Source organism: Pseudorhizobium halotolerans (assembly GCF_902153235.2).
Taxonomy (GTDB): domain Bacteria; phylum Pseudomonadota; class Alphaproteobacteria; order Rhizobiales; family Rhizobiaceae; genus Neorhizobium; species Neorhizobium flavum.
Map to the genome: position 1 here is coordinate 1,069,426 of NZ_CABFWE030000005.1, position 25,544 is coordinate 1,094,969.

Genomic DNA, 25,544 nt, shown 5'->3' on the forward strand with positions numbered 1-25,544 from the left:
CCACCGCCTCCTCTTCTGCCGCGACATGCAAGCAGCAAACGTTCTCCGGCGAAAGGGGCCTCGGAAGTTAGCCACAACAGTCGTCATCTACCTGTTGCACGCGCGGGCTATTGGACGGCATCGCCAAGGGTGGGGATAGAGATGGCCCATGTAACTCACGACGCAGGCTATGTTCGCAACAAGCGGCTCAGGGACGCGCTCCTGCAGCACAGCCCCCTCAGCCGGAAGGGCTTTTCAGAGCGACTGTTCGGCATTCTGTTCTCCGGTCTCGTCTACCCGCAGATCTGGGAAGACCCGGACGTGGACATGGCGGCGATGGAGCTGACGTCGGGCCATCGCCTCGTCACCATCGGCTCCGGTGGCTGCAACGTCCTCGCCTATCTCAGCCGGTCACCCGGCCGGATCGATGTGGTGGATCTCAACCTGCATCACATCGCGCTCACCAGGCTGAAGCTTGCGGCCTTCCGTCACTTGCCTTCGCGGGCCGACGTCGTGCGGATGTTCGGAATGGAGAATGTTCGCAGCAACAGCGCATCATTCGACATTTTTCTCGCACCCAATCTCGATCCGCAGACCCGTTCCTACTGGGAACGGCGCCGTTGGAATGGGCGTCGCCGCATCGACGCCTTCGACCGGAACATCTATCGCAGCGGCCTGCTCGGGCGCTTCATCGCCACAGGTCACCTGCTCGCCCGCCTTCACAGGGTAGACCTGACCGAATTTTCCAACACGCGTTCGCTACGCGAACAGCGGCTCTTCTTCGATACGCAGATCGCGCCACTTTTCGACAAGCCCCTCATACGCTGGCTGACCAGCCGCAAAAGCTCACTCTTCGGCCTCGGCATCCCTCCGCAGCAGTATGACGAACTTGCCCGCAGCAGCGAGGACCGCACCATGGCACCGATCCTGCGCCAGCGGCTGGAAAAGCTCGCATGCCACTTTCCGCTGCGCGACAATTATTTCGCCTGGCAGGCCTTTGCTCGTCGCTACCCCGAAAAGAGCGAGGGCTGCCCGCCGACATATCTCCGCCCGGAAAACTATCTCGCCATCCGGGAGAATGTGGACAGCGTGGCTGTCCATCATGCGAGCGTCACCGAACTTCTCACCAGGAAGCCAGCGGCCTCGGTCGATCGGTATGTTCTTCTCGATGCCCAGGACTGGATGACGGACGACCAGTTGAACGAACTCTGGGCGGAAATAGGACGGACCGCGGCGCCTGGTGCACGGGTGATCTTCCGGACCGCCGGCGAGCCCAGCATCCCGGAAGGGCGGGTTCGCGGCGCGATCCTGGGTCGCTGGGCCTATCTGAGCGACAGGTCGCAGGAACTGACGCTTCAGGACCGGTCGGCGATCTACGGAGGCTTCCACATCTACGAGTTGCGCGGATGACGGAAACTGAGGCCCGGCAGGAAGATGCTTCGCACGCCGTGCGCATGGATCGCATGTACCGCCACCAGCGGCACATCTATGATCTCACGCGCAAATACTACCTCCTGGGCCGTGACCGGGCCATCGAAGGTTTGCAGCTGCCTTCCAGGGGGCGACTGCTGGAGGTGGGATGCGGCACCGGTCGCAACCTCCTTGCCGCTCATCGCCGCTACCCTGACGCCCGTCTGTACGGGCTCGACATCTCCGCCGAGATGCTCGCCAGCGCCCGCCGATACTTCGAGGACAGGGCTATCCATCCCCGATTCTTGCGCGCCGACGCCACCCGTTTCAGCCCGGCTCACTTCGGTACGGATGGTTTCGATCGCGTGCTGATCTCCTACGCCCTCTCGATGATCCCCGATTGGGAGGGCGCGATCGATACCGGCATCGCGGCCCTTGCCCCCGGCGGCTCCCTGCACATCGTCGATTTCGGCCAGCAGGAAGGTCTTCCCCGCTGGTTCCGGTCGTTCCTCGTCGGGTGGCTGAGACGCTTCCACGTGACGCCCCGCGCCGGTTTGCAGAGGGCACTGGAGGAAAGGCTGGAGCAAGCCGACGCCGACATGATCTTCGAAGAGATCTTCGGCGGCTATGCCTGGCACGCGATCCTGCGAAAGCGCGGCGGCTGACGACCTCCCTTGCCAGCGGACGCATTTTGCGGCGTTATGTGGCGCGAGAATAGAACCGCAGGACCGCTCCGGCGCCGCCTGACAAAGCAGACGGAATGCGCATGTACCGGCTCCCTCTCGTGCTCCTGACGGCGGCGCTCCTGCTCAGCGGTTGCACGGTCGTCGCCTATGACGCGCTCAGTACGGACTCGATCGCGAAGCCGCGTTTCGGGGACAACGATCCTGTCGATTTCGGACAGCGGCACCCGCACCTGCACGACGTTCACGGCATCGACGTTTCCAAGTGGAACGGCGAGATCGACTGGCACGCAGCGCGGAAGTCCGGTGTCGCCTTTGCGTTCATCAAGGCCACGGAAGGCAAGGACCGGGTGGATTCGAGTTTCGAGCGCAACTGGCGTGGCGCGGCTGCTGCCGGCCTTCCGCACGCGCCCTACCACTTCTACTATTTCTGTTCGACTGCCGACGAACAGGCGGACTGGTTCATCCGCAACGTGCCCAAGTCAGCCGTGCGCCTGCCCCCCGTTCTGGATGCAGAATGGAACCACGCCTCCCCCACCTGTAAGCTGCGACCGCCGCCCGCCACGGTCCGTGCCTCCCTGCAGCGCTTCATGGACCGGATCGAGGCCCATTACGGCAAGCGGCCGATCATCTACACCACCGTCGACTTCCACCGGGACAATCTCGTCGGCCATTTCGACGATTACCACTTCTGGGTCCGCTCCACCGCGGCGCACCCGGAGGACATCTATGCGTCGAGAACCTGGGCGTTCTGGCAGTACACCGCCACCGGCGTGGTGCCAGGCGTCAATGGCAATACGGACATCAACGTCTTTGCGGGAACGCAGAAGAATTGGCAGGCCTGGGTCGCTTCGGTGACCGACTGACGATGGGCTCGGACCCCGGCGCTACCCGCGCCGTGCTTCCGTCACAATGATTGCCGAGACGATGACACCACTCATTGCATGGAGAACCCGAATGTCGTCTGTCCGAAGCCTGATCCTCGCGGCCCTCATGTCGAGCGGCATCGCCTTGCCTGCAGCCGCCCAGAGCTGCGGCGGAGACCTCGGCGTCTTCCTCGAGGGCGTCAAGGCGGAAGCGGTGGCGAAAGGCATTCCCGCCGACGTCGCGGACCGCGCGCTTTCCGGCGCCCGGATCGACCAGAAGGTGCTTTCACGCGACCGGGCGCAGGGCGTCTTCAAGCAGACTTTCCTCGAATTCTCCCAGCGAACGGTCAGCAAGGCGCGTCTCGATATCGGCAGCCAGAAGATCAAGCAGTACGCAGATATCTTTCAGCGTGCGGAGCAGGAGTTCGGCGTCCCCCCTGGAGTCATTGCTGCATTCTGGGCGATGGAAACCGACTTTGGGGTCGTCCAGGGCGACTTCAACACCCGCAACGCGCTGGTGACGCTGGCGCATGACTGCCGTCGCCCGGAGCTGTTCCGGCCTCAATTGCTCGCGCTGATCGAGATGGTGCAGCACGGCGATCTCGATCCGGCAACCAATACCGGAGCCTGGGCGGGTGAGATCGGCCAGGTACAGATGCTGCCCGAGGATATCATTGCTTATGGCGTGGACGGCGACGGCGACGGGCATGTCAACGTCAAGCAAAGTTCTCCGGACGCTATCCTGACGGCCGCGAAGTTCATCCAGAGCCTCGGCTTCCGCCGTGGCGAACCATGGATACAGGAAGTCACCCTGCCGGCCGACCTTCCATGGGAGAAGACGGGCCTCGGCAACGAGGTGCCGGCTTCCGACTGGTTTGCAATGGGCGTTCAGCCGCGAGATGGGAATACCGGGGTCGCCTCCCTGCCGGCGGCACTGGTCCTGCCGCAGGGGCGCAATGGCCCGGCCTTTCTGACCTACCCCAACTTCAACATCTATCTCGAGTGGAATCAGTCGTTCATTTACACCACCTCGGCGGCCTATTTCGCCACCCGGCTGATGGGCGCGCCAAACTACCAGAAGGGCAATCCCGATGCGGGACTGGACGACGCGGCGATGAAGGCCCTTCAGACCAAGCTGCAGTCCCTCGGGCACGATGTCGGCAAGGTTGACGGCATCCTCGGCTCCGGTACGCGCCGTGCCGTTCAGAAGGAGCAGGCGAGGCTCGGCATTCCGGCCGATGGCTGGCCGACACAACAGCTGCTGCAGGCTCTTTGATCAAACCTCCCCGCTCGCAAGAATTGGGTGGCGCCGCTAGACCGGCGCCACTATGCGTTTGTCGACACGAACGGAAATCTCGATGACCTCCTCCGCCCCTCGCCTGACGACGACCTCATGGTCCCTGCTGATGCTTCTCGGGCTCATTTGGGGCGGGTCCTTCTTCTTCGCGCGGATCGCCGTGCTGGAAGTGCCGCCCTTCACGCTCGTCCTCCTGCGGCTGTCGCTGGCGGCGCTGGCCCTGCACATTTACCTGCGCGGGCGCTTCGGTCTCTACGCAACACTGCGCAGCCACTGGCGCGAATTCGCGATCATGGGCTTCATCAACAACGCGCTGCCCCACACGCTGATCTTCTTCGGCCAAACGGAGATCGGTGCCGGCCTCGCCTCCATTCTCAACGCGACCACGCCCATCTGGACGGTCCTGATCGCCAACCGCTGGACCACAGACGAAAAGCTCACCACGGCGAAGATGGTCGGGTGCCTTACCGGCCTTGCCGGAACCGCGGTTCTGCTCGGTCCCGCCTTGACGTCTGCCGCGCATGCGCCGCTTTGGGCACTCACGCTGCCGGTCCTGGCGGCGATCTGCTACGGAGTTGCCGGCACATTCGGCAAGCGCTTCCGTCAGATACCGGCTCCGGTTACGGCAACCGGGCAGCTGACCGCATCCTCCCTCATGATGCTGCCGCTTGCCCTTCTCGCCGACCAGCCCTGGACGCTTCCCGTTCCCAGCACGACGGCGATCCTCGCCATTCTCGCGCTCGCGCTGATATCCACCGCCTTCGCCTATCTGCTTTTCTTCCGGATCCTTACCCTCGCCGGCGCCACCAACACATCACTCGTCACGCTCCTTGTTCCTCCGAGCGCAATCCTCCTCGGCGCGCTCTTTCTCGGCGAGCGACTCGCCCTGACGGACCTTGCTGGGCTCGTCCTCATCGCACTCGGCCTCCTGGTCCTCGATGGACGGATTCTGGAGGCCCCAGGGAGGTCACGCCGCAGCCGGCACAGCAACTGAGACGCTTCCCGTGCTCACACTCTGTATCGTTCGTTAACAGGCGGCGACCGAAATTTTACGATTTATCCATCAATATTAACGCGGACATCAGCTAGCAAAATCAACCGCTTCGCTCAGTTTTCCCTGAGATTCCGCCCTGCGCGTGCTGCGCCGCAACACAGAAAAGTCTTTTCAAGAGCGGAAACTCCGACATACACTCCCTCTGTCAGCACAAGGAGGCAGACATGGGACGTGCATACTCTCTTAATGTCCTGGTAGTCGGTGCAGCGTTTGTGTTCGTGGCTTCCATGCTCTTTATCTGAGCGCCACAATCTCTCCGCATCGGGACATATCTGGCATCCGTGACACCTGTATAACAATTTGGCCTCTCGAAAACGCAGCTCCCCTGGGCTGCGTTTTCTTTTATGCCGCGGCGTCCGCCTGGGCGCGCCGCGCCCGGCCCAGTTGCTCCAGTACCTGGTTTACGAGGCCGGAGCGGTTCATCGTGTAGATGTGGAAGTCGGTCACACCGCGATTGAGTAGATCATCGATTTGTTCGGCAGCGACATCTGCGGCCACTTTGGCGCGATCCTCCGGTCTTTCGTCATAGCCCTCGAAACGCCTGTCGAGAAAGGAAGGAACCGAGGCCCCGCAACGTCCCGCGAAACGCTTCAGCTGCGTCAGGTTCTGAATCGGCATGATTCCCGGCACGATCGGCATATCGATGCCTGCGGTCCGCACCTTCTCGAGATAGCGCTCGTAGACATCGTTGTCGAAGAAGAACTGCGTCAGCGCGCGCGCCGCGCCGGCATCCGCCTTGCGCTTGAGCATCTCGATGTCGAAGGCAAGGTCGGCGCTTTCCGGATGCTTCTCCGGATAGGCGGAGACCGAGATGTCGAAGTTGCCGATCTCCCGTAATCCCGCCACCAGTTCGGCCGCATTGGCATAGCCGTCTGCATGCGGCCTATACTCGGTCCCGACGCCGCTGGCAGGATCGCCTCGCAGGGCAACGATCCGGCGCACACCGGCGGCGCGGAATTCATCCACCACGCTGCGCGTCTCCTCCCGGGAGGCATCCACGCAGGTCAGGTGCGCGGCCGTCGGAAGAGCGGTCTCGCGAATGAGACGCCGAACGACCGAAAGCGTCGGTGCCTTGGTGGAGCCACCAGCTCCGTAGGTGACGGAAACGAAGTCGGGGTTCCAGGCGCCGAGGTCGAGGACGGCGTCCCACAACTGGCCTTCCATATCGGCTGAGCGCGGCGGAAAGAACTCGAACGAAAGCCCGAAGGATTTCTGCGGCGGGAGCGGCGGTGTCATGGCGGCAGTCCTTTCAGGCCGGAGTCATTTCCTTGGCGGCGGGAGCGTCGGCGATCAACAAGCGACAGTCCCTGGCGAGCCAGACGGTCGCGGTCAGCGACGGGCCTCCCTGCCGGTCGGCTGCAAGATCGACAACCTCCTGCACATCGAGCCCGACCTTCTCTAGCCACTCGGCCATCGTCTCGTGAGAGAAGCCGAGCCGGACATGAGCATGTTCATCGCGCAGGTATTCGAGATTGTGAGGCGCAAGATCGACGATCAGCAGACGGCCGCCAGGCCGAAGCACGCGCGCCGCCTCGGCGATCGCCCGCTCCGGCTGGTCCAGAAAGTGAAGGACCTGGTGGATCGTGACGAGGTCGAAGTCCTGCCCGTCGAGCGGCAGATTGAGAATATCGCCCTGCCGCACCGACGCCTTCACGATGCCCGCCTTGTCGAGGTTGGCCCGGGCGACGGAGAGCATGTCTCGGCTCGCGTCTATGCCCACGGCACGGCGATAGACGTCGGAAAGCAGCTGGAGTATCCAACCCGTGCCGGTTCCGAGATCGAGCAGCGAATCCACCGGCGTGCGTCCGACCAGTTTCAGCAGTGCCTTTTCGACGACGGCGTCGCTGACATGCAGACGACGCAACTCGTCCCATTCGGCGGCATTGCGACTGAAATAGGCCTGCGCCCGTTCCGCCCTCGCCTGCTTCACCGTCGCCAGGCGCTCCCGGTCACGTGCGAGAATCGGGTCGTCGATGGAAACTGCAGTGAGCAACGTCCGGACGAGCGCGGCCGCCGTGCCCTCCCGCTTGAGCCGGAAGTAGGCCCAGGCTCCCTCTTGGTATCTCTCAATCAGGTCCTCTTCGGCGAGCAGCTTCAGGTGCCGGGAAATGCGCGGCTGCGACTGGCCAAGGATTTCGGTAAGATCAGTGACGGTGAGGTCGCCGGCAGCCACCAGCGCGAGCAGGCGGAAGCGGGTGGGTTCACCGGCAGTTTTCAGTACGTCCACCAAGGTATCGAGGGAATGCCCCATTACAGTCGCCTTCGCAATCAAGATATAAAGATATGTTTATATCTCACTTGCCAATAAGGCAACCCTCAAATCGTCCGCCATCGTTGACGAACATCGCAAATACAAAACGGGCCACCCATGGGCGGCCCGTCAGCAGGCATTATAGTGCAGATCAGCGCGTCAGCCGCTTGTAGGTGACCCGCTTCGGGTTGACCGATTCCGGTCCCAGTCGGCGGATCTTGTCCTGTTCGTAGTCCTCGAAGTTGCCCTCGAACCATTCCACATGGCTGTCGCCTTCGAAGGCGAGGATGTGCGTCGCAAGACGGTCGAGGAACATGCGGTCGTGGCTGATGATGACGGCGCAGCCGGCAAAGTTTTCCAGTGCGTCTTCCAGCGCCGACAGCGTTTCGGTATCGAGGTCGTTGGTCGGTTCGTCGAGCAGCAGGACGTTGCCGCCGGCCTTCAGCATCTTTGCGAGATGAACGCGGTTGCGTTGGCCGCCGGACAGGTTCCCCACCTTCTGCTGCTGGTCGCCGCCCTTGAAGTTGAAGGCACCGCAATAGGCACGGGAATTCATCTCGTACTTGCCGAGCTTGATGATGTCGTTGCCGCCGGAGATCTCTTCCCAGACATTCTTCGAACCATCGAGCGAGTCGCGACTCTGGTCGACATAGCCGAGGTGGACGGTCTCGCCGATGTTGATCGAGCCGGTATCCGGCTTTTCCTGACCGGTGATCATCCGGAACAGCGTCGTCTTGCCGGCGCCGTTCGGTCCGATCACGCCGACGATGCCCCCCGGGGGCAGCTTGAAGCTCAGGTTCTCGAACAGCACGCGATCGCCGTAGGCCTTGGAGATATTCTCCGCCTCGATGACGACATTGCCGAGCCGCTCGCCGACCGGAATGATGATCTGCGCTTCGCCGGGACGGCGGTTCTCGGCCGCGGCAACCAGTTCGTCATAGGCGCGGATACGAGCCTTCGACTTTGCCTGGCGAGCCTTGGGGCTGGAAGCGATCCATTCCTGTTCGCGCGAAAGTGCCTTCTGGCGGCTGCCTTCCTCGCGCTCTTCCTGCGCAAGGCGCTTCGCCTTGGCCTGCAGGTAAGCGGAATAGTTGCCTTCGTAAGGAATGCCGCGGCCACGGTCGAGCTCGAGGATCCAGCCGGTGACATTGTCGAGGAAGTAGCGGTCGTGGGTAACCATCAGGATGGCGCCCGGATATTCGCGCAGGTGCTTTTCGAGCCAGGCGATCGTCTCTGCGTCGAGGTGGTTGGTCGGTTCGTCGAGAAGCAGCAGGTCGGGCTGGCGCAGCAGCAGCTGGCAGAGCGCCACACGACGCTTTTCGCCGCCTGAAAGATTATCGATGGTCGCGTCGCCCGGCGGGCAGCGCAGGGCCTCCATTGCCATCTCGACCTGGCTTTCCAGGTCCCAGAGGTTCTGGCTGTCGATGATGTCCTGGAGCTTGGAACCCTCCTCCGCCGTCTCGTCGGAGTAGTTCATCATCAGTTCGTTGTAGCGGTCGAGGATCGCCTTCTTGTCGGCGACACCTTCCATGACGTTGCCGAAGACGTTGAGGCTCTCGTCGAGCTGCGGCTCCTGCGGCAGATAGCCGAGCGTGGCGCCCTCGGCGAGCCAGGCCTCGCCGGTCCACTCCTTGTCCAGCCCCGCCATGATCTTCAACACGGTCGACTTGCCGGCGCCGTTCGGGCCGAGAATGCCGATCTTGGCGTCCGGATAGAAGGACAGGTGAATGTTTTCGAGAATCTTCTTGTTGCCGTAGGACTTGTTCAGTCCGGCCATGTGATAAATGAACTGACGTGCCATCAGAAAAATACTCCGGCGTCTGGGGGTTTGGACGCTATCTAGGCGAAACGGGCGCCGGGAGCAATGCGCGAGCAAAGGGGGCGCAAGAATGTTCGAGGAAACCAGGAGGCTGGAAAGCCCGACGGGCGCAAGCCTCGCCTATCGTCACCAGGCGGCCTCCGGCGCGGCATGCGGCGTTCTCCTGATCTGCCACGGAATGGTCGAGCATTCCGGTCGATACGGCGACTTCGCGCATGCAATGGGCGCCAACGGCTTCCACGTTTATGTCCATGATCACCGTGGGCATGGTGAAACGACGGCACCAGATGCCGTCAGGGGCCGATTTGCCGTGCGGGATGGCGCTGCCAAGGCCCTGGATGATGTCTGGGCGATGCGCAATCTCGCAACGGATGCTCATCCCGGCCTCCCGGTAATCCTCTTCGGCCATTCCATGGGAGGCCTCATCGCCTTGAACGTCGCCAGTGATCACCCGGAAGGTTTCCAGGGGTTCGCCATCTGGAATTCCAACTTCAACCAAGGGGTGACTGGCCGTTTCGCGCAGCTCGTGCTGCATGTCGAAAAGGCGTTGATGGGGGCCGACGTCCCGAGTGCCATTCTCCCGAGAGCGACCTTTCGAAGCTGGGGCCGCTCGATACCGGACTGGCGGACCGAATCCGACTGGCTGAACAGCATCCCCGCTGAGGTCGATGCCTATCTCGCCGACCCTCTCTGCGGCTTCGACGCCAGCATATCGCTTTGGCTCGATATCCTTCGTCTCACGTTCCGGGGGCCTACCGTTCTTGGTCGATTGCCTCGTGGCCTCCCCATCCATCTTGTCGGTGGGGAAGATGACCCCGCGACGAACAAAGGCCGGGAAGTCCTGTGGCTTGAGGGCCAATTTCACCGGAACGGCTTCCAGCGGGTCACCAGCCGGATCTGGCCTGGCACACGTCATGAAACGCTGAAGGAGATTGTCCGGCGGGAGGCGATGGACGACTTCGTGAACTGGGCGCGGGCCGCAGTCGCCTCTCAAACGGAATGAACTAATGACATTTCCTCAAGTGCCTTCCCTCTCCTGGTTGGATATAGGTTATGCGCGGCAGCGGCGTCGGGCGCTCCGCATTGCGCAAGAGTGGAAAGCATGACCTCACAGGCCGGTGGCCTCGCCACGCCATCCGCACCCACGACGGCAATCGTGAACGGCCTCCTGCTGATGCTGCTGGCCATGCTGGCGGCACCTCTGATCGATATCTTCTCCAAGCTCGCGACCGGCACGACATCACCCACGATGATTACCGCTGCGCGTTTCCTGTTCCAGGCCCTGTTCATGCTGCCGATCGTGCTGTGGAACGGGCTCTGGCGGAATTTCTCGTGGCGCATGAGTGCCTACCATGCAGTCCGCGCCGCGATCATCACCCTGTCCATGATCTGCTTCGTTGCCACCCTCGCCGTCATGCCGGTTGCAGACGCGATCGCCATCTTCTTCGTCGAACCGATCATCCTGACCATTCTTGCCAGCATTTTCCTCGGCGAGACGATCGGCTGGCGACGCTATACCGCCTGTGGCATCGGCTTTATCGGAGCGATGATCGTGATCCGCCCCAGCTTTGAAGAGGTTGGATTGATCTCCGTCCTGCCGGTCATCACCGCCTTCTGTGTCGCGGTATTTGCATTGATGACCCGGGCGCTCGCACCGCGTGAGAACCCCTGGGCAATGCAGTTCCAGATGTCGCTCTGGGGCATCCCGATCTGCGCCCTGCTGCTTCTGGCGGGGGACATTGCGGAAGTGGAATTTCTGGCTCCCTCGATCCCCGACCTCACCGTCCTTCTCTGGCTGGTCGGCGTCGGCTTCTTCGCAGCGCTTTCCGGCATTCTCGCTGTCTACGCCTATCGTGTCGCGCCGGCCTCGGTGCTTGCACCGCTTCAATATTTCGAGATTGTCTCGGCAACCCTGTTTGGCTGGCTCGTCTTCGGCGACTTTCCGGATGCCGTGAAATGGCTCGGCATCGCGATCATCATCGGATCCGGCCTCTACATCATCTGGCGCGAACGACGCGTCGCAGCCAAACCCGTAACGGCCGCAGAAACCTCGGTCGCGTCCCGGATCAGCACACCATGACCCAGAATAACCAGAAGAAACCGCCGCTCGCCGGAATCCGCGTCATCGAGCTCGCTCGCGTTCTCGCCGGCCCCTGGGCCGGACAGATGCTGGCCGACATGGGCGCCGACGTGATTAAGGTCGAGAACCCCGACGGAGGCGACGATACGCGCGCCTGGGGTCCTCCTTTTGTGGAAGGCAAGGACGGCGAAAACCTTTCGGCCGCCTACTACCACTCGACCAACCGCGGCAAGCGCTCGATTGCGGTGGACCTCAAGACGGAGGAAGGACAGGAGATCGTTCGCCGCCTCGTGGCGACCGCCGATGTGGTAATCGAGAACTTCAAGTTGGGCGGCCTGAAGAAATACGGCCTCGATTACGAGAGCCTGAAAGCGATCAACCCGAAGCTCGTCTACTGCTCCATCACCGGCTTCGGCCAGGATGGTCCCTATGCCAGCCTGGCCGGCTACGACTACATCGTCCAGGGCATGTCAGGTTTCATGTCGATCACCGGCGAACCGGACGGCCAGCCGATGAAGGCGGGCGTGGCGATCGCCGACATCTTCACCGGCATCTATGCCGTCACCGCCATCCAGGCGGCGTTGATCCACGCGATGAAGACGGGCGAAGGCCAGCTTGTGGACATGGCGCTGCTGGACGTGATGTCGGCCGTGCTCGCGAACCAGAACATGAACTACCTGATCTCGGGCACCGCCCCTTCCCGCCTTGGCAACGCACATCCGAACATCAGCCCCTATGAGGTGATCCCCGTCGCCGACGGCCACATCATCCTCGCGGTCGGCAATGACGGGCAGTTCCGGCGCTTCTGCACGCTTCTCGGCGTGGAACACCTCGCCGACGACGAGCGCTTCGCCACGAACAAGGCCCGCGTCGCCAACCGGGTCGAGGTCCGGCGCAATCTCCTGGCCGAGACGGAAAAATGGACCAAGGCCGACCTGCTTGCAGCCTGCGGCGAAAATGCCGTGCCGGCCGGTCCGATCAACACCATCGCCGAGATGTTCGACGACCTGCAGATCAAGGCGCGCGGACTGCGCGTTGATCTACAGGCAGCGGACGGCACGGTCATCCCGAGCGTACGCAGCCCGATCGTGCTATCGGAAACGCCGCTGCGCTACGACCGGCCGAGCCCCGGGCTTGGCGAACATACCGCCACCGTGCTGGCGGAACTGGATTCTATCGAAATGAAGGGGAAGAAACGATGAAGACGGGTGGCCAACTGATCGTCGAGGCGCTGAAGGCAAACGGCGTCAAGCGCGTGTCCTGCGTGCCGGGGGAAAGCTACCTGGCGGTCCTCGATGCGCTCTATGAAAGCGGCATCGAGACGCTGGTCTGCCGTCAGGAAGGCGGCGCTGCGATGATGGCCGACTGCTGGGGCAGGCTCACAGGCGAACCGGGCATCTGCATGGTCACGCGCGGTCCGGGCGCCACCAATGCGTCTGCCGGCCTGCACATCGCCCGGCAAGATTCGATCCCGATGATCCTGTTCATCGGACAGGTCCAGCGTGACGCCCGCGAGCGCGAAGCTTTTCAGGAGGTTGAGTACCGCCGTGCCTTCACTGAGTTCGCCAAATGGGTGGGCGAGATCGATGATGCCCGCCGCATCCCGGAATTCGTCACGCGTGCCTTCGCCGTCGCAACCTCGGGACGCCCCGGGCCTGTCGTGCTGACCCTGCCGGAAGACATGCTGGTGGATGAGGTCGAGGCTCCCGCGGCGCAGCCCTACATGCCGGTGGAGGCCCATCCCGGCCCCAGCCAGATGAAGCAGTTCGACGCCCTGCTGAAGGAAGCGCAGCGACCGATGTTCATCCTCGGCGGCACGCGCTGGACCGAGGAAGCCGTGGCCGGGTTCCAGGAGTTCGCCAGCCGCTTCAAGGTACCGGTCGGCTGCTCGTTCCGGCGCCAGATGCTGTTTGACCACCTGCACCCGAGCTACGCCGGCGATGTCGGTATCGGCATCAATCCGGCCCTGGCAAAGGAAATCAAGGACTCCGACCTGCTCGTCCTCGTCGGCGCACGCATGTCCGAAATGCCGTCGTCAAGCTACACCCTGATCGATATCCCCTACCCGGCGCAGAAACTCGTCCATGTCTATCCTGACCCCGAGGAACTCGGTCGCGTCTACCGCCCGGATCTGGCGATCTGCGCTGCGCCTGCGGAGTTCACCGCGGCGCTGGCAGGACTCGAGCCACCGGCAGCCCCGCTCTGGGCCGAGCGCAAGTCGGCCATGCATGACGCCTACCTGAAATGGTCGACACCGCCGAAGACAGGACCAGGACCGGTGCAGATGGGCCCGATCATGGAATGGCTGGACGCCAACACCGCAGAAGACGCGATCTTTGCCAACGGCGCCGGCAACTACGCCACCTGGGTGCACCGCTTCCACCGCTTCCGCAAGTTCAACACCCAGGCTGCTCCTACGTCCGGGTCAATGGGCTATGGCCTGCCTGCCGCGGTGGCCGCCAAGCAGCTCTTCCCGGAGCGCGAGGTGATCTGCTTTGCCGGGGACGGCTGCTTCATGATGCACGGCCAGGAATTCATCACCGCGGTTCGCTACAACCTGCCGATCATCACAGTGCTGGTGAACAACGGCACCTACGGCACGATCCGCATGCACCAGGAGCGTGAATATCCCGGTCGCGTCAGCGCGACCGACCTCGTGAACCCAGACTTCGTCGCCTTTGCCAAGGCCTATGGCGGGCATGGAGAACTGGTCGAGAAGACCGAAGACTTCGCTGCAGCCTTCGAACGCGCGCGGGCGAGCGGCAAACCTTCGATCATCGAGATCAAGCTGGATGCCGAGGCGATCACGCCGACCCGGACGCTGACGCAGATCCGCGAAAAGGCCTGATACGAAAAAGCCGGCGCATCAGACAGATGCGCCGGCTTCCGGATTCGGATTGTCACGGCTCAGACGGCGGCGGTGACCGTGAACTCGACCTTGTACTTCGGTGCGGCGAGCTTCGCCTCGCTGGTCGCGCGCGCCGGCGTATTGGCCGGATCGACCCAGGCTTCCCAGACAGCATTCATCTCGGCGAAATAGGACATGTCGGAGAGATAGATCAGCGTCTGCAGGATCTTCGACTTGTCGGAGCCTGCGGCAGCCAACAGGCGATCGACCTCGCGCAATGCGTATTCGCACTGCTCCTTGACCGTCTCGCCCTCGCCGACCTGGCCCGAGAGATAGACGGTGTTGCCGTGGACGACAGCGCCGCTCATGCGGGCGCCCTGTTCGATGCGCTTGATGCTCATAAATGCTCCTGGAAGTTTCGAGCTGAAGACTGGCCGGAGGAACCGGCCGCGGGAAGACTAGCCGCGCAGATGCTGGCTCTTTTCGTAGATCGCCGTGGAGCGGGCGCCGGAGCGGCAATAGCCAAGCATTGGCCGCGGCATTTCATCGAGCGCGTCCACCATGCCGTTAACCGCCTGCGCGTCGACGCCCATGCGGCCCACCGGTACGTGCTTCACCTCAAGGCCAAGTTCTTCCGCCTTGGCGGCAATATCTGCGAAGCGCGGCTGGCCCGGTTCCTCCTCGTCCGGCCGATTGCAGACGATGGACTTGAACCCCATCGCCTTGATCTCTTCGAGATCCTCGATCCGGATCTGTCCGGTCACGGCGTATTCGTCGTTGATCTGGCGGATATCCATGGGCTCGTTCCTCCGGCTCGTTGTCTTGGGTGATCCCTTACGCCGCAGCCGGCAGGGCGTCAATCGAGCCGGGCTCAGGCGAAGCAGAAGCGAAGGCCGTAGTCGATGCTCTCGCCAGGTCTCAGCGGCTGCAGTTCCCCGCGCTCTGCCAGTTCGTGGCGACCGACCCAGCGGTGCGAGACCGGTTCAATGCCCAGCACGTGTGCCGGTGCCTGCTGGTTGCGCCATATCTGCAGCCACGGCAGCGTGTCTGTCCGGAACTTCACCTTGAGGGTGAGTCCGCCGATGGCCGCGATCGGTCCCAGCGCGATCTCAGCCCAGTCTCCTCCATCCTGCGCCGCAGAAACGCAGAACACACCGCCCGGATCCTCCCCAAAATTCCACGGAAGGCTGTCGTTTTCCAGCATCTTGCCGCTCAGTCTGACCTCACCATCAAACAGCCAGGCTCCGATATTCATGTGATACATGTGGAACGGCGGAAACGACTTTGTTCCTGTGTTGGTTAGGCGATCGGAGAGGCATACCTCTCCGCTCTCGCCGTCGATGCGCCAGTGACGTTCGAGGAGCGCGTGCCCCCCGTCGGCAAGAGCGACCGGAACCGTCGCCCGGCACTCGGCATCCCCGTCCTGGCAATCCCAGAAAAGGATCTGCGCCGGATGCGAGGAGAAGGAGCCATGCAACGGGTACCTGCTCCCATCCTTTCGACCCTCGATCGGTTCGGGATGGCGGATGTGGTCGGGGCCGCAGGTGAAAAGGAAACCCTCAAGGGAATGATCTATCCTCGGATCGCCATCATCCGGGATCGCCCGCCCCGGAGCGACATCAATCTTGCCGATGAAACAGGAGCCGATGTCGAGGACGGAGCTGTCGTCGAGAAAGAGGCGAGGACCAGCAGCTGCGGAAAAGACCTTCATTTCACTTCTCCAAGATCCGAGAACGACTCCGTTACCAGAACGTGATCGAATGTTAACGTCACGTTCACCACGAATTCACCTTTTTCACACTAGCGTCAAAATTCGCTTGTCTGTGGCAGGCGAAGTACCGGCCGGAACGTTTATCCTGTTCGGTGATTTCATTCATGTTCAACAAGAAGGTCGGTGACAACGTGAAACGGCTTCTCACTGCTGGTCTCGGTATTGCAGCCTTGGTGGCGCAGGGCGCTTCGGTGGTCTCCGCCCAGGTGATCTACGATCCATACGCTAGCGATATGCTTCTCGTCGCACCCGACGGCAGCATCCTGGACTATGTGCCCGAACAGGGCGAAGTCGTGATCACCCGCGACCGCTCGGGCCGCCGGATACTCATCGACCGATATGGCGAGGTGATCGCCACCGAAGTGTCACGGGACGGCTATGGTTCGCGCAGCATCGACCGGTACCCGCCGCCACCCTCGGACTATCGCCGCTACCGCGACGAAGCAGGATACCGGGATTACCGCGAATATCGTCCAGGCGAGCCCGGAGAAATAACCGGCACGGTGCCGGATCGCGGCTCCATTACCCGGCTACCTCTTGAGGATCAGCCCTTCCCGGATGAACCGCAGGATGACTTCGCGTCTATCGAGCGCGATCGGCAACCGGCCCAGCCTATGGAAACGGAGAAGCCTATCATCGCGGTCACCAAGAAGCCGCAGGCGGAGATTGCCGCCCTGCAGGTCTTCCTCGACCGGGAAGGCATCTCTCCCGGCGTCATCGATGGTCATCTCGGCGACAACGTCAACAAGGCGATCGCCGCCTGGCAGGAGATGACGGGCGAAACGCTCGATCCCAACAACTCCGAGGACATCCTGCAACGGCTCGCCTATTCCGGCGGCTTGCCGATGGTCGACTACACGATCACCGCTGCCGATGCGGCGGGCCCCTTCGTCGCATCCATTCCGGACGATTACGGGCAGAAGGCCCAGATGCCAGCCATGTCCTATACCTCGACCAGCGAAAAGCTCGCCGAGCAGTTCCACATGGACGAGAGCTACCTGAAGGCCCTGAATCCGGGCAAGGACTTCTCTATCCCCGGCACGATCATCAAGGTCGTCAATCCCGGACAGCCGAAGAAGGATAGCGTCACTCGCATCGTCGCCGACAAGAGCAAGAAGCAGGTCTTCGCCTATGGTGAAGACGGCGGACTGATCGCCGCCTATCCGGCCACGATCGGCTCGACCGACACCCCCTCGCCCACGGGGACCCATACGGTGGAACGCGTAGCGCTCGACCCGGGCTATACCTACAATCCCAAGGTCAACTTCAAGCAGGGCAACAACGACAAGATCCTGCAGATTCCGCCTGGCCCGAATGGGCCGGTCGGAACGGTCTGGATCGCCCTTTCCAAGCCGAGCTACGGGATCCATGGTACGCCGGAGCCGTCGAAGATCGGCAAGACCAACAGCCACGGCTGTATCCGGTTGACCAACTGGGACGCAACCGAACTGGCCAAGATGGTCAAGCCCGGCGTCAGCGTCGAGTTCGTGGAATAGAAAAAGGCGCCTCTGGCGCCTTCTTCGTGGGAGCAGGTCTTACGGTCAGTTCAGGCTGCCAAGCGTCCTGAGGCGACCAGCCGCGATTTTCCCGACCGAACAACCCTTGCCGGCATCAGGCGCACCACCTCCTGGGCGAAGGCGGCGGCGTTCTCCCGCGCCTTGTCGAGGTTGCTCACCTTTGCTGCATCTAGGGTACGCAGCGTACCCCCTGTCTCGAAGAGCTCCTTGAAGGCGATACGTTCGCCGATGGGCGTGTTCAGGACGTTCACGCCGCGGGCCGCAAGAAGCCCCTTGATCGCCAGCAGCGCCTTGGTCGTGACCATGGACGTGACGCGGGTGAGGACAACGGAATGGGGAATGGCAAGATTGGCCTTTTCCTTCATCATGGCCAAGAGGTCGAGAATCTGCGCCGCGCCCTTGGCGTCCATTGCCGATCCCTGGACGGGGATCATGACATGGTCGGACAGGCCGATCGCGGTCGTTACAAGTGCGTCCCTCGCACCCGCTAGATCGATAACGAAGAAATCAACCTGATCCCGCATTTCTCGCAAATGACACTGCAGGGACGCGACGGACACCTGCGAGATCACCTCCAGGTTATGGAGCGGGCCGGAAATCTCCGCCCACTGGGTGATCCACTGCTGCGGGTCGCAGTCGATGATTGCCACGCGGTGGCCCTGACCGGCCAGTTCGGTGGCGAGCAAAAGTGCTGCGGTGGTCTTTCCGGCACCGCCCTTGGCGTTGGCAAAGGAAATTACGGGCATTCTCGATCCTTGAAGGGCATGAGCCGCATCGCTCAGATGCGCACCTGGGAGGCATGGTGCATTGACGCCACCTTGCTTAATCATGGTTAACAAAGGGTAAATTTAGCAGTCGACGATATAAGGGATGATTTGTCGCGGCGGCATGAAAAAGCCCCGAAGCATCGGCTTCGGGGCTTTGCGAATCGGCCAAGCGGATCGGCTTCAGAAGCAGTCGACGAAGAGTTGCCGAGTGTTCTCCAGCGTCATCGGCACAGGATTGCCGCCGCAGCTCGGATCCTCGATCGCCATGGCGGCGAGCTCGTCGATTCGACCCTGACCGATACCCATAGCCGTCAGGTTTTCCGGTACGCCGAGTTCCGCCCGGAGCGACAGGACATAGTCGTAGAAGCCGTCGAAGCCTCCGCTGATACCGAGATAGGCGGCCGCACGCTCAATCTTCTCTTCGATCGCCGACCGGTTGAAGCGCAGCACCGGCGGCATGACAACCGCATTCGTCATGCCGTGATGCGTGTTGTAAACGGCACCGATCGGATGCGACAGCGAATGGATCGCGCCAAGACCCTTCTGGAAGGCAACAGCCCCCATGGCCGCAGCGGACATCATGTTGGTGCGCGCCTCGATATCGGTCCCGTCCCTGTAGGCGCGCGGCAGGAATTCCTTGACCAGCCGCATGCCCTCAAGCGCAATTCCTTGGCTCATCGGGTGGTAGAAGGGCGAGCAATAGGCTTCCAGGCAGTGGGCGAAAGCGTCCATGCCGGTGCCGGCCGTGATCATCTTCGGCATGCCGACCGTCAGTTCAGGATCGGCGATCACGACGCCGGGCAGGAACTTCGGGTGGAAGATGATCTTCTTCACATGAGTCTCGGAATTGGTGATCACCGAGGCGCGACCGACTTCCGACCCAGTGCCGGCGGTCGTCGGTACCGCAACGATGGGTGCGATGCCCTCGGTGCTGGCGCGCGTCCACCAGTCACCGATATCTTCGAAATCCCAGACTGGCCGCGTCTGGCCAACCATGAAGGCAACCGCCTTGCCGAGGTCGAGGCCCGAACCGCCGCCGAAGGCCACCACGCCATCGTGCCCGCCATCGCGAAACGCCGTCACGCCTGCTTCCAGGTTCTTCTCGTTCGGATTGGGATCGACGTCGGCGAAAATAGCACGACCGAGGCCCGCCTCCTCCAGAACATCCAGCGCATGACTGGTGATCGCCATTGAAGCAAGTCCACGGTCGGTGACCAGAAGCGGCTTCTTCATGCCGAGCGACTTGCAGGCGTCGGCCAGTTCCTTGATCCGGCCCCGGCCGAGCTTGACGGCGGTCGGATAGCTCCAGTTCGCGACGATGTTCATTTCGTGACTTTCTTCAGATGGTAGGACTTGGGTCGGGTCAGGTTATGGAAGCCGAGGACGGAGAGTGAGCCACCACGGCCGGTCTCCTTGACGCCGGTCCAGCAAAGCGCCGGATCGAGATAGTCGGCGCGGTTCATGAAGACGGTACCAGTTTCGATCTCGCGACCGATCCGCCCCGCCCTTTCCGCATCCTGCGTCCAGAGCGATGCCGTCAGTCCGTATTTGCTGTCGTTCATCAACGCGATCGCTTCGTCGTCAGTCTTCACCTTCATGATCCCGACGGCCGGACCGAAGGTCTCCTCGGTCATGAACGACATGGAGTGATCGACATCCACCAGAACCTGCGGCGCCAGATAGGCGCCGCCGTCATCGGCCGGAAAGAGCTTCGGATCGACCAGCGCCTTCGCGCCGCGCGAAACGGCATCCGCCACCTGCTCCCGGACGACCTTTGCGAAACGCTTGTTCGCCATCGGCCCGAGCGTCGTCTCCTGCTCCAGGGGATTGCCGAGCTTGTAGTTCGAGACCCAGGCGACCGACTTCTCGACGAACCGATCGTAGAGCGATTCGTGCACATAGATGCGCTCGATACCGCAGCAGCACTGTCCGGAATTGTAGGTGGCGCCATCCATCAGCGTGTCGACAGCCGCATCGAGATCGGCGTCCTCCATGACGTAGCCGGGATCCTTGCCGCCGAGCTCGAGGCCGAGCCCGGTGAAGGTGCCTGCGGCTGCGCGCTCGATGGAGCGTCCGCCTTCCACCGAGCCGGTGAAGTTGATGAAGTTGAACTTGCCGGCGGCGATCAGTGCCGAGGTGGTGTTATGGTCGAGGAAGAGGTTGACGAAGACGTCCCCCGGCACGCCTGCCTCAACAAAGGCGCGCACCAGCCGCTCGCCGACCAGCAGCGTCTGCGAGGCATGCTTGATGACGACCGTATTACCGGCCATCAGCGCCGGCGCCACGGTATTGATCGCCGTCATGTAGGGGTAGTTCCAGGGGGCGATGACGAAGACGACGCCATGGGGCTCGCGCTCGATGCGGCGTTCGAAGCTCGCGCTCTCCTCCACCACCATCGGCGCCAGCGCATCGGCGGCGATCGAGGCGACGTAGTTGGAGCGTTCGTTGAAGCCTTTGAACTCGCCGCCATAGCGGATAGGGCGGCCCATCATCCAGGCGAGTTCGGGCACCACTTCTTCGGCCATCTCGTTCAGCCGGGTGACACCCTTCAGGACGAGTTGGACGCGTTCCTCGAGTGGCCGCTTGGCCCAGCTCTTCTGCGCCTTGCGGGCACGGTCAACGGCCGCAGCAGCCTCCTCGAAACCCATGGCCTGTCGCTCGGCATAGACCGAGCCGTCGACCGGCGAAATGCATTGGATCATGGTCATGATCACACTTCCTGTCGTTTATGATCTTGTCGGTCGAGCACTAGGCCCTTTCGAAGCCACGCGCCACTTCCCAATCGGTGATGCGACGATCGTATTCTTCCTGCTCCCACTGGGCGGCGCGGGTATAGTGGTCGACGACGTCGTCACCGAAGGCGGAGCGCAGCATGGCTGAGCCGGACATCAGCGCCGTCGCGTCGCGCAGCGTGTGCGGAATTTCACGAATGTCCTTACCGCCATAGGCATCACCCTCGAAGGCCGGCTCGAGCTCCATTCTGTTCTCGATCCCGTCGATGCCGGCTGCAAGGAGCGCGGCCATGGCAAGATAAGGATTGAGATCCGAGCCACCGACGCGGCATTCGATGCGGATGCCCTTGGTCGAGTCACCGCAGAGGCGATAGCCGGCCGTGCGGTTGTCCTTTGACCAGATCGCCTTGGTGGGCGCGAACGTGCCGGCCATGAAGCGCTTGTAGGAATTGATGTAGGGCGCCAGGAAGTAGGTGATCTCGCCGGCATGAGCGAGCAGCCCCGCAATGTAGTGCTTCATCGTCTCCGACATGCCGTGCTCGGCATCCTTGTCGAAGAAGAGCGGCGTCTTGCCGTCAGCACTCCAGAGCGACTGATGGATGTGGGAGGAGGAACCGGCGGCATTGTAGTTCCACTTGGCAAGGAAGGTGATCGCCTTGCCTTTCGACCAGGCGATCTCCTTGCAGCCGTTCTTGATGATCACGTGGCGGTCGGCCATGGTCAGTGCATCGGCGTAGCGGACATTGATCTCCTCCTGGCCGGCCGAGGCCTCGCCCTTCGAGTTCTCCACCGGGATGCCGGCGCCCTGCAACCCGTTGCGGATTGCCCGCATCACCTCCTCTTCCTTGCTCGTCTGGAAGATGTGGTAGTCCTCGTTGTACGCGCTGGCGAGCTTGAGATTGCGGTAGCCGGACGCGTGGGCCTGCTCATAGGTCTGGTCGAACAGGAAGAACTCGAGTTCCGTCGCCATGAAGGCCTTGATGCCCATGGCCTCGAGCCGGGCCACCTGTTTCTTGAGGATGGCGCGGGGCGAATGCGGTACTTCTTCATGGGTGTGGTGGTCGAGAACGTCGCAGAGGACCAGGGCGGTTCCCTCGAGCCAGGGAATGCGCCGCAGCGTCGAAAGGTCCGGCTTCATCGTATAGTCGCCATAGCCCTTTTCCCAGCTCGTCGCCTTGTAGCCGGAAATGGTCTCCATCTCCATGTCGGTGGCGAGCAGATAGTTGCAGCTGTGGGTTTCCTCATAGGCGCCTTCAACGAAGAACTGCGCCTGGAAGCGCTTGCCCATCAGGCGGCCCTGCATGTCCACGAGGCAGGCGAGTACGGTATCGATCCGACCATCCGCGACATCGCGTTTCAGGTCATCAAATGTGTAGGTGGCGGTCATGGAGGCTTCCATCGGGACGAAGATCGGAGGAGGGACGGGGCCGCCACAGCGGCCCCGTCCCCGGCTGATTTAGCTATATCGGTACGGAGGTCCGGCTTTCTCCATCGTCTCGCGATACTTCTTGAGGATCTCCACGACCTTGGCAGCGCGGGGGCTTGTCGCGGCGATCTCGTCCCAGAATTTCAGGGCTTCCGCCTCGACCGTCTTCCATTCCTCGTCGGGAATGGTCGTCAGCTCAAGCTTCGTGCCCTCGACGCGCAGCTTGGCTTCGCCGCCCCAGTACCAGTGCTGGCGGTAGTAGTGCGAGGAATCCATGGTGAGCTTGAAGAGCTCCTTCAGATTGTCCGGCACCTCGTTCCAGCGATCGGCATTGGCGAAGAACGACCCGCACCAGGCACCGGAAATGTTGTTGGTGAGGAAGTATTTCGTCACGTCGGCCCAGCCGACCGTGTAGTCCTCGGTAATGCCGGACCAGGCGATCCCGTCGATCTCGCCGGTCTGCATCGCGACCTGGATGTCCTCCCACGGGAGTGTGACCGGGACGACGCCGAAGCGGTTGAGGAACTGCCCGGCTGTCGGGAAGGTGAAGATGCGCAGGCCCTTGAGGTCCTCAAGGCTCTTCAGCGGCTTGTTGGTGGCGAAGTTGCACGGGTCCCAGGCACCGGCAGAAAGCCACTTCACACCGACTTCGCTATAGGCCTCGTCCCAGATCTCGTTCAGGCCGTACTGGTGGAACAGCGTCGGGACGTCCAGGCTGTATCGAGAGGCGAACGGGAAATAGCCACCAAAGACTTTGATATCGACCGGCGAGTTCATCGAATCGTCGTCGGACTGGACAGCATCGATGGTGCCGGCCTGCATGGCGCGGAAAAGCTCGCCCGTGGGAACGAGCTGGTCGGCCGTGTAGAGCTCGATCTCCATCTGGCCTTCGGCGATCTTGTTGAAGGAGTCGATTGCCGGCTTGATCACGTGCTCGGCAAGCGCCGGGCCCGCATAGGTCTGCAGCCGCCAGCGGATCGGCGCCTGCGCCTTAACATGTGGTGCGGCCAGCATGGCTGGTGCGGCTGCCGCGGCGGTCAAACCCGCCGTCTTCAGGAATTGTCTTCTGTTGGTCATGTCTGTTCCCTCTGTTGATGATTGATACAGTCACGCCGCACCAAGTTGTCCGGTGCGAAGCCGGCCCGTTGCCCGGGCTCTCTTGTTGATGTTCCGAGTGCGCTAGCCGCGAACATTGACATGCTCCGGCAGCCAGAGTGCGATCTGCGGAAACGCCATGATGATGGCGAGCCCGATCATCATGATGATGACGAAAGGCCAGACCGAACGGTAGATGTCTCCCAATGAAACCTCCGGCGGCGCCATGGCGCGCATCAGGAAGAGATTATAGCCGAACGGCGGCGTCATGTAGGAGATCTGGCAGGTGATCGTGTAGAGGACGCCGTACCAGATCAGGTCGAAGCCGAGCTTGCCGACCAGCGGGATGTAGAGAGGCGCGACGATGACGAGCATGGCCGTATCGTCGAGGAACATGCCCATCAGGATGAACGACAGCTGCATCAGGATGAGGATCGTCCAGGGCGAAAGGCCCCAATCGTTGACCAGCAGTCCCTCGATCGCGCGCACCGCGCCCAGCCCGTCGAAGACCGCGCCGAAGCAGAGTGCGGCGAGGATAATCCACATGAACATGCAGGTGATGCCGAGCGTCTGCTCGATCGTCCGCGTCAAGACGCCGTTGCCGAGCCGTCCCTTCACGGCGGCCACAACCAGAGCGGACAGCGCGCCGACCGCGGAGCTTTCCACGAGGCTGGTATAGCCCATCAGGAAAAGCCCCATCATCAGGAAGAAGATAAGGAACGGCAGGACGCCTGCGCGAAGCAGCTTCAGCTTTTCCGACAGCGGAATGTTCCGCTCTTCCTTGGGGAGCACTGGACCCAGTGCCGGGTTCAGATGGCAGCGGATGACGACGTAGATGATGAACAGGGCAGCCAGGAGCAGGCCTGGAAAGGCACCAGCAAGCCAGAGCTGGCCAACCGGCTGGCGGGCGATCATTCCGTAGAGCACGAGCACCACACTTGGCGGCACCAGGATGCCGAGCGAGCTGCCCGCCTGGATGACGCCGGTCACCATAGTCTTGTCGTAGCCGCGCTTGAGCAGTTCCGGCAGTGCGATCGTCGCGCCGATCGCCATGCCGGCAACGGAGAGGCCGTTCATCGCCGAGATGATGACCATAAGGCCGATCGTGCCGACGGCGAGGCCGCCGCGAAGACCGCCCATCCAGACGTGGAAGGCCTTGTAGAGGTCTTCCGCAATGCCGGACTCCGACAGGAGGTAGCCCATGAAGATGAACATCGGCAGCGTCAGGAGCGGATACCACTTCATCAGCTTCATCGCAGCCGAGAAGCCAAGTTCGAAACCGCCATTGCCCCACAGAATGGCCGCAGCCACGACGCCTACGAATCCGATCACGGCAAAGACGCGTTGACCCGTCAGCATGCTGAGCAGCATGGAAGAGAACATGAACAGGATGATCAGTTCAGCACTCATGTAAGCGGCCTCCCCAGCGCAACTGCCAGATCCTTTATGAAGATCGAGGTCGCCTGCAGGAGGGTGAGGAAGATGCCGATCACCATCACGATCTTGATCGGCGCCATGTACGGCGACCAGGACGAGTAGCTGGTCTCGTTATACTGGATCGCGTAGTTGGTGCTCGAAATGCCGCCATAGAGGAGGAAGAACAGGTAGGTGAACAGCATGAAGATGGTGACCACGTCGACAATCGCCTTCGTCCGCGGCGACCACCGGCCATAGGCAAGGTCCATCCTGACATGCGAGTCGAGCTGCAGCGAATAGGCGCCGCCAAGCAGGAAATAGGCCGACATCACGAACTGGGCCATCTCCAGCGTCCAGAGCGAAGGCAGGAAAAATGCCTTCGACATGGACGACCAAAGGAGGATGCCCATCATCACGAAGATAAGGTACATGGTCACGCGGCCGACCCCGCGATTGAAGCGGTCGACAACGCGCACGTAAGTCTTCAGCACGTCAGGCATCGGCGCCCGCCGCTGCTAGCATGTTGTGATCGT

General features: G+C 62.1%; 23 protein-coding genes. 10 read left to right on the plus strand and 13 right to left on the minus strand.

The window, feature by feature from the left end:
• Nucleotides 1–141 precede the first annotated feature (141 nt).
• From FN060_RS10215 to FN060_RS10235, 5 genes are all read left to right on the plus strand, one after another.
• Nucleotides 142–1,389, plus strand: a complete 1,248-nt coding sequence (locus tag FN060_RS10215; RefSeq protein WP_142587936.1) for a BtaA family protein — start codon at nt 142–144, stop codon at nt 1,387–1,389.
• Nucleotides 1,386–2,054 (plus strand): class I SAM-dependent methyltransferase, encoded by a 669-nt coding sequence (locus FN060_RS10220; protein WP_142587937.1) that lies wholly within the window; start codon nt 1,386–1,388, stop codon nt 2,052–2,054. The genes FN060_RS10215 and FN060_RS10220 overlap by 4 nt, the downstream gene beginning before the upstream one ends.
• A gap of 101 nt (nt 2,055–2,155) precedes the next feature.
• Nucleotides 2,156–2,938 carry a glycoside hydrolase family 25 protein gene (locus FN060_RS10225; protein WP_142587938.1) on the plus strand — a complete coding sequence of 261 codons (783 nt, stop codon included), beginning with the start codon at nt 2,156–2,158 and terminating at the stop codon, nt 2,936–2,938.
• Nucleotides 2,939–3,029: 91 nt separating this feature from the next.
• Nucleotides 3,030–4,214, plus strand: a complete 1,185-nt coding sequence (locus FN060_RS10230) for a lytic murein transglycosylase (protein WP_142587939.1) — start codon at nt 3,030–3,032, stop codon at nt 4,212–4,214.
• An 82-nt stretch (nt 4,215–4,296) separates the two neighbouring features.
• Complete coding sequence (locus FN060_RS10235) at nt 4,297–5,229, plus strand: DMT family transporter (protein WP_142587940.1); 933 nt, start codon at nt 4,297–4,299, stop codon at nt 5,227–5,229.
• A gap of 402 nt (nt 5,230–5,631) precedes the next feature.
• On the opposite strand, the gene metF is transcribed toward FN060_RS10235, so the two are convergent.
• The 3 genes from metF to ettA form a co-directional block, all read right to left on the minus strand.
• The gene (metF, locus tag FN060_RS10240; RefSeq protein WP_142587941.1) at nt 5,632–6,525 is read right to left on the minus strand and encodes a methylenetetrahydrofolate reductase [NAD(P)H]; all 894 of its coding nucleotides are present in this window, start codon (nt 6,523–6,525) and stop codon (nt 5,632–5,634) included.
• Nucleotides 6,526–6,538: 13 nt separating this feature from the next.
• A complete protein-coding gene (locus FN060_RS10245) occupies nt 6,539–7,540 on the minus strand; it encodes an ArsR/SmtB family transcription factor (RefSeq protein ID WP_142587942.1) in 1,002 nt (333 codons plus the stop codon).
• Between the two features lie 151 nt (nt 7,541–7,691).
• Nucleotides 7,692–9,341 carry an energy-dependent translational throttle protein EttA gene (ettA, locus tag FN060_RS10250; protein ID WP_142587943.1) on the minus strand — a complete coding sequence of 550 codons (1,650 nt, stop codon included), beginning with the start codon at nt 9,339–9,341 and terminating at the stop codon, nt 7,692–7,694.
• An 88-nt stretch (nt 9,342–9,429) separates the two neighbouring features.
• On the opposite strand from ettA, the gene FN060_RS10255 reads away from it, so the two are divergent.
• The 4 genes from FN060_RS10255 (at nt 9,430) to FN060_RS10270 (ending at nt 14,287) form a co-directional block, all read left to right on the plus strand.
• Nucleotides 9,430–10,362 carry an alpha/beta fold hydrolase gene (locus tag FN060_RS10255; protein ID WP_142587944.1) on the plus strand — a complete coding sequence of 311 codons (933 nt, stop codon included), beginning with the start codon at nt 9,430–9,432 and terminating at the stop codon, nt 10,360–10,362.
• Between the two features lie 99 nt (nt 10,363–10,461).
• Nucleotides 10,462–11,439, plus strand: coding sequence for a DMT family transporter (locus FN060_RS10260; RefSeq protein ID WP_142587945.1), 978 nt, complete (start codon nt 10,462–10,464; stop codon nt 11,437–11,439).
• Complete coding sequence (caiB, locus tag FN060_RS10265; RefSeq protein WP_142587946.1) at nt 11,436–12,641, plus strand: succinate--glutarate CoA-transferase; 1,206 nt, start codon at nt 11,436–11,438, stop codon at nt 12,639–12,641. The genes FN060_RS10260 and caiB overlap by 4 nt, the downstream gene beginning before the upstream one ends.
• A complete protein-coding gene (locus tag FN060_RS10270) occupies nt 12,638–14,287 on the plus strand; it encodes a thiamine pyrophosphate-binding protein (RefSeq protein WP_142587947.1) in 1,650 nt (549 codons plus the stop codon). The genes caiB and FN060_RS10270 overlap by 4 nt, the downstream gene beginning before the upstream one ends.
• Nucleotides 14,288–14,346: 59 nt before the next feature.
• Here the strand turns inward: FN060_RS10270 and FN060_RS10275 are convergent, their stop codons facing one another.
• The 3 genes from FN060_RS10275 to FN060_RS10285 all read right to left on the minus strand — a co-directional run bounded on the left by FN060_RS10275 (nt 14,347) and on the right by FN060_RS10285 (nt 15,998).
• Entirely contained in the window at nt 14,347–14,688 is a 342-nt protein-coding gene (locus FN060_RS10275; protein ID WP_142587948.1) for a RidA family protein, read from the minus strand.
• Between the two features lie 57 nt (nt 14,689–14,745).
• Nucleotides 14,746–15,084 (minus strand): protein tyrosine phosphatase family protein, encoded by a 339-nt coding sequence (locus FN060_RS10280; RefSeq protein ID WP_142587949.1) that lies wholly within the window; start codon nt 15,082–15,084, stop codon nt 14,746–14,748.
• 74 nt (nt 15,085–15,158) lie between these two features.
• Nucleotides 15,159–15,998 carry a DUF4432 family protein gene (locus FN060_RS10285; protein ID WP_142587950.1) on the minus strand — a complete coding sequence of 280 codons (840 nt, stop codon included), beginning with the start codon at nt 15,996–15,998 and terminating at the stop codon, nt 15,159–15,161.
• A 164-nt stretch (nt 15,999–16,162) separates the two neighbouring features.
• Between FN060_RS10285 and FN060_RS10290 the strand changes: the two genes are divergently transcribed.
• Nucleotides 16,163–17,554, plus strand: a complete 1,392-nt coding sequence (locus FN060_RS10290) for a L,D-transpeptidase (protein WP_142587951.1) — start codon at nt 16,163–16,165, stop codon at nt 17,552–17,554.
• A 50-nt stretch (nt 17,555–17,604) separates the two neighbouring features.
• On the opposite strand, the gene FN060_RS10295 is transcribed toward FN060_RS10290, so the two are convergent.
• The 7 genes from FN060_RS10295 to FN060_RS10325 form a co-directional block, all read right to left on the minus strand.
• The gene (locus FN060_RS10295; RefSeq protein ID WP_142587952.1) at nt 17,605–18,321 is read right to left on the minus strand and encodes a ParA family protein; all 717 of its coding nucleotides are present in this window, start codon (nt 18,319–18,321) and stop codon (nt 17,605–17,607) included.
• 201 nt (nt 18,322–18,522) lie between these two features.
• Nucleotides 18,523–19,668, minus strand: coding sequence for an iron-containing alcohol dehydrogenase (locus FN060_RS10300; protein ID WP_142587953.1), 1,146 nt, complete (start codon nt 19,666–19,668; stop codon nt 18,523–18,525).
• On the minus strand, nt 19,665–21,050 hold the full coding sequence (locus tag FN060_RS10305) for an aldehyde dehydrogenase family protein (protein WP_142587954.1): 1,386 nt from the start codon (nt 21,048–21,050) through the stop codon (nt 19,665–19,667). Before FN060_RS10305 ends, FN060_RS10300 begins: the two co-directional genes overlap by 4 nt.
• 40 nt (nt 21,051–21,090) lie before the next feature.
• Nucleotides 21,091–22,461: a glutamine synthetase family protein gene (locus FN060_RS10310; protein WP_142587955.1), complete on the minus strand. Its 1,371-nt coding sequence runs from the start codon at nt 22,459–22,461 to the stop codon at nt 21,091–21,093.
• A gap of 69 nt (nt 22,462–22,530) precedes the next feature.
• A complete protein-coding gene (locus FN060_RS10315) occupies nt 22,531–23,577 on the minus strand; it encodes a TRAP transporter substrate-binding protein (protein WP_142587956.1) in 1,047 nt (348 codons plus the stop codon).
• Nucleotides 23,578–23,679: 102 nt separating this feature from the next.
• Entirely contained in the window at nt 23,680–25,005 is a 1,326-nt protein-coding gene (locus FN060_RS10320; protein ID WP_142587957.1) for a TRAP transporter large permease, read from the minus strand.
• On the minus strand, nt 25,002–25,511 hold the full coding sequence (locus FN060_RS10325) for a TRAP transporter small permease subunit (RefSeq protein ID WP_142587958.1): 510 nt from the start codon (nt 25,509–25,511) through the stop codon (nt 25,002–25,004). Before FN060_RS10325 ends, FN060_RS10320 begins: the two co-directional genes overlap by 4 nt.
• Nucleotides 25,512–25,544 lie beyond the last annotated feature (33 nt).

What these genes read in the sequence shown, in the direction of transcription:
- FN060_RS10275 (WP_142587948.1), bottom strand. Translation starts at nt 14,688, where the DNA reads ATGAGCATCAAGCGCATCGAACAGGGCGCCCGCATGAGCGGCGCTGTC.
- FN060_RS10305 (WP_142587954.1), bottom strand. Translation starts at nt 21,050, where the DNA reads ATGACCATGATCCAATGCATTTCGCCGGTCGACGGCTCGGTCTATGCC.
- metF (WP_142587941.1), bottom strand. Translation starts at nt 6,525, where the DNA reads ATGACACCGCCGCTCCCGCCGCAGAAATCCTTCGGGCTTTCGTTCGAG.
- FN060_RS10225 (WP_142587938.1), top strand. Translation starts at nt 2,156, where the DNA reads ATGTACCGGCTCCCTCTCGTGCTCCTGACGGCGGCGCTCCTGCTCAGC.
- FN060_RS10235 (WP_142587940.1), top strand. Translation starts at nt 4,297, where the DNA reads ATGACCTCCTCCGCCCCTCGCCTGACGACGACCTCATGGTCCCTGCTG.
- FN060_RS10255 (WP_142587944.1), top strand. Translation starts at nt 9,430, where the DNA reads ATGTTCGAGGAAACCAGGAGGCTGGAAAGCCCGACGGGCGCAAGCCTC.
- FN060_RS10285 (WP_142587950.1), bottom strand. Translation starts at nt 15,998, where the DNA reads ATGAAGGTCTTTTCCGCAGCTGCTGGTCCTCGCCTCTTTCTCGACGAC.
- caiB (WP_142587946.1), top strand. Translation starts at nt 11,436, where the DNA reads ATGACCCAGAATAACCAGAAGAAACCGCCGCTCGCCGGAATCCGCGTC.
- FN060_RS10220 (WP_142587937.1), top strand. Translation starts at nt 1,386, where the DNA reads ATGACGGAAACTGAGGCCCGGCAGGAAGATGCTTCGCACGCCGTGCGC.
- FN060_RS10230 (WP_142587939.1), top strand. Translation starts at nt 3,030, where the DNA reads ATGTCGTCTGTCCGAAGCCTGATCCTCGCGGCCCTCATGTCGAGCGGC.
- FN060_RS10320 (WP_142587957.1), bottom strand. Translation starts at nt 25,005, where the DNA reads ATGAGTGCTGAACTGATCATCCTGTTCATGTTCTCTTCCATGCTGCTC.
- FN060_RS10280 (WP_142587949.1), bottom strand. Translation starts at nt 15,084, where the DNA reads ATGGATATCCGCCAGATCAACGACGAATACGCCGTGACCGGACAGATC.
- FN060_RS10325 (WP_142587958.1), bottom strand. Translation starts at nt 25,511, where the DNA reads ATGCCTGACGTGCTGAAGACTTACGTGCGCGTTGTCGACCGCTTCAAT.
- FN060_RS10295 (WP_142587952.1), bottom strand. Translation starts at nt 18,321, where the DNA reads ATGCCCGTAATTTCCTTTGCCAACGCCAAGGGCGGTGCCGGAAAGACC.
- FN060_RS10300 (WP_142587953.1), bottom strand. Translation starts at nt 19,668, where the DNA reads ATGAACATCGTCGCGAACTGGAGCTATCCGACCGCCGTCAAGCTCGGC.
- FN060_RS10290 (WP_142587951.1), top strand. Translation starts at nt 16,163, where the DNA reads ATGTTCAACAAGAAGGTCGGTGACAACGTGAAACGGCTTCTCACTGCT.
- FN060_RS10215 (WP_142587936.1), top strand. Translation starts at nt 142, where the DNA reads ATGGCCCATGTAACTCACGACGCAGGCTATGTTCGCAACAAGCGGCTC.
- FN060_RS10260 (WP_142587945.1), top strand. Translation starts at nt 10,462, where the DNA reads ATGACCTCACAGGCCGGTGGCCTCGCCACGCCATCCGCACCCACGACG.
- FN060_RS10310 (WP_142587955.1), bottom strand. Translation starts at nt 22,461, where the DNA reads ATGACCGCCACCTACACATTTGATGACCTGAAACGCGATGTCGCGGAT.
- FN060_RS10245 (WP_142587942.1), bottom strand. Translation starts at nt 7,540, where the DNA reads ATGGGGCATTCCCTCGATACCTTGGTGGACGTACTGAAAACTGCCGGT.
- ettA (WP_142587943.1), bottom strand. Translation starts at nt 9,341, where the DNA reads ATGGCACGTCAGTTCATTTATCACATGGCCGGACTGAACAAGTCCTAC.
- FN060_RS10315 (WP_142587956.1), bottom strand. Translation starts at nt 23,577, where the DNA reads ATGACCAACAGAAGACAATTCCTGAAGACGGCGGGTTTGACCGCCGCG.
- FN060_RS10270 (WP_142587947.1), top strand. Translation starts at nt 12,638, where the DNA reads ATGAAGACGGGTGGCCAACTGATCGTCGAGGCGCTGAAGGCAAACGGC.